Genomic DNA, 226 nt, shown 5'->3' on the forward strand with positions numbered 1-226 from the left:
GGTCAAGCAGGATTTTATCAAACTGTTGTTTTGCCCATGACATCTCAGAAAGATCTTGCTCGAGATTTGCTTGATAAAATTCAACATTCGTTAGGTGATTAAGCGCGGCATTTTGCTGCGCCCAATCCACCATATCTTGAATACCTTCAACACCTACGACACGTTGACATAGTTTCGCCAAAGGTAAAGTGAAGTTACCCAAGCCGCAAAAAAGATCGAGTACATT

1 protein-coding gene is annotated in these 226 nt (G+C 41.6%); it reads right to left on the reverse strand.

Annotation, left to right across the window (positions count from 1 at the left end; all coding sequences use genetic code 11):
* The coding region (locus MRS74_RS23745) for a methyltransferase domain-containing protein (RefSeq protein WP_254582744.1) at nucleotides 1-226 on the reverse strand (226 nt) is incomplete at both ends.

It is taken from the genome of Marinobacterium sedimentorum (assembly GCF_024267675.1).
GTDB classification, from domain to species: Bacteria; Pseudomonadota; Gammaproteobacteria; order Pseudomonadales; family Balneatricaceae; genus Marinobacterium_A; species Marinobacterium_A sedimentorum.